We start from the raw sequence: 2,441 nt of genomic DNA on the forward strand, positions 1-2,441 counted from the left end.
AGATCGGCTTCGACCAAGCGTTCACGGGGGTTGAGGCGTCCGAAGACGATGTCATCGCGGAGGGCCTCAACGATTTCTTGGCCTGAGGCGGATAAGGATGAGTCGGGCTCCTTCGTCATGCAATGAATTCGGCCAGGAGGCGCTTCGATGCCGCCGTCATGAGCCGCAGATCCGAACCGGTGACAAATAGGCGATAACCCTCCGCCTGCATCCGTTTGGCGTAGGCTGTGGTTTCGCAGGCAAGGCCGGCCATGATGTTGGCTCTCACAGCGCTTTGCGCGATTCGGTGAAGTGCGTCGAGGACTGTCTTGTCGTCGGTATCCATACGTGGCGGCCGGCCTAGGCTGGCCGCAATGTCGCTCGGTCCTGCGAAGACGCCGTCGAGACCTGGAACTTGCGCGATAGCATCCAGTGCCTCCAGCCCTTCTGAGGTCTCGATCATTGCAATTGCTAGCACCTGGTCGTTGGCCTTGCTGACGTAGTCGTCACCGAACAGCAATCGAGCTCGCACAGGGCCGAAGCTGCGCGAACCGCTCGGCGGGTAACGGCAGGCGGAGACCAGCGTCTGGGCTTCGGCGACGGAACTCACCATCGGGCAAATGATGCCGCTCGCTCCAGCGTCTAGAAGCCGTCCAATTAGGGCGACGTCCAGCGCCGGTGGACGCACCAGCACAAGGGCGCCGAGATTGGTCGTGACCTGCAACAGCGTCACCATCTCCTCAAAGCCAGTCATGCTGTGTTGCATATCGGCCACCAGACAGTCCCAACCCAGCCGCGCAATCATTTCGGCTGACAGCGGTGAGGCGCTGTGTAGCCAGGTCGTCCGTATTCCACGTCCGTTAGGACCCGCTAGGTCTATCAGATTCTTGGGCGGCATTACGGACCCTCCACGTGCAGGTGGGATATAATCGTTTACCAGGATTGTCAAATCAGATTGTTTGACAATCCTGGTAAACACCGGTAGATCGATCGAAGTCCCGCAGAGACGGGGAGCGGACTTGTAAGGGGAGGACATGCAGGACATCGGCGAACCCATCTCGTGCGCTGCAGCTGCTGACTTCAAGCCGACAATAGCCGCTTGTCGTCTGATTGGAGCGGGGAAGCGCTTTTTCGGGACCTGGGCCGTTCGTCACGTCGATCTCGAGTTCCGCGCCGGTGAGGTGCACGCAGTAATGGGCGAGAACGGAGCTGGCAAAAGCACTTTGATGAAAATGCTGCACGGTGTCCACCTCCCCGACGAGGGTCAGGTAGAGGTCTTTGGACGGCTTGTGACGCTGACTTCACCCCGTGCCGCGGAAGCCGAAGGCATTGCAATGGTGCCGCAAGAGCTCGACCTGTTCCCCGATCTGTCGATCGTCGAGAACCTCTTCGTCGGACGGAAGAGGCCGCGAACCCGCCTCGGCACCTTTGACTGGGCGGCGATGCGCCGCTCTGCACTCTCCGCCTTCGCACGCCTCGATATTGCAATTGACGTTGATGCGCCAATACGCTCGCTCTCAGGGGCGAATGCCCAGATGGTCGAGATTGCACGCGCGCTGATGCACGACGCGCGCATCGTGATCATGGACGAGCCCACGGCGGCGCTCACAGAACGCGAGGCGCAGCGGTTGTTCGGGATCTTGGGCGAGCTCAAGCGGAGGGGTGTCGCAATTATCTATATATCGCATCGTCTCGACGAAGTCTTCCAGATCGCCGATTACATCACTGTGATGCGTGACGGCGAACGCATCCATACCGGCCCCACCAGTGGCCTTGAAATGACAACCCTGATCCAGATGATGATCGGTCGCCCGCTCAGCAAGTTGTTCCACCGAACGCGCCACCCGGCCGGTGACACTATGCTCGAGTTACGAAGCCTGAGCCGACGCGGGGTTTTTGGCGACATCTCCTTCACGGTTCGTCGCGGTGAGATCGTCGGCATGTCGGGGCTTATTGGAGCCGGCCGGTCCGAGGTGGCGCAGGCAATCTTCGGCATCGCGCCGGCGACCGATGGACAGATCCTCATCGCAGGACATCCCGTCTCCATCGCGACGTCCCGGCAAGGCATCGGCCATGGCATCATCTATGTGCCAGAGGAACGCCGCTCGCAGGGTCTCGTGCTGGAATATGCAATCGACTGGAACATGACGTTCAGCGCGCTTGACCGCATCTCGCGCGGTGGTTTCGTTTCTCGCCGGCGAGAGAAACAGATCGCCGAGCGGTTCCGCGGCCTGTTTTCAATACGCTGCAACAGCATAGGTGCACCAGTCGGCTCGCTATCGGGCGGTAACCAACAGAAGGTGCTGTTAGCCAAAGCGCTCGTGGTTGAGCCCGACATCATCCTGCTCGACGAACCGACCCGGGGCGTCGACGTCGGCGCTAAGGCCGAAATATACCGCATCATTGACGATCTAGCGGCGGCCGGAAAAGCCGTGCTCGTGGTGTCGTCGGAGATGAATGAA

General features: G+C 60.3%; 2 protein-coding genes. One reads left to right on the forward strand and one right to left on the reverse strand.

Going from position 1 to position 2,441, the window contains the following annotated elements; translation table 11 throughout:
• Nucleotides 1-115: 115 nt before the first annotated feature.
• Nucleotides 116-877 carry an HpcH/HpaI aldolase/citrate lyase family protein gene (locus tag GSQ92_RS16295; RefSeq protein ID WP_158804963.1) on the reverse strand — a complete coding sequence of 254 codons (762 nt, stop codon included), beginning with the start codon at nt 875-877 and terminating at the stop codon, nt 116-118.
• A 136-nt stretch (nt 878-1,013) separates the two neighbouring features.
• Between GSQ92_RS16295 and GSQ92_RS16300 the strand changes: the two genes are divergently transcribed.
• On the forward strand, nt 1,014-2,441 hold a 1,428-nt coding region (locus GSQ92_RS16300), incomplete at its 3' end, for a sugar ABC transporter ATP-binding protein (RefSeq protein WP_216856841.1).

Source organism: Acidisoma sp. S159, from assembly GCF_009766125.1.
GTDB lineage: Bacteria > Pseudomonadota > Alphaproteobacteria > Acetobacterales > Acetobacteraceae > Acidisoma.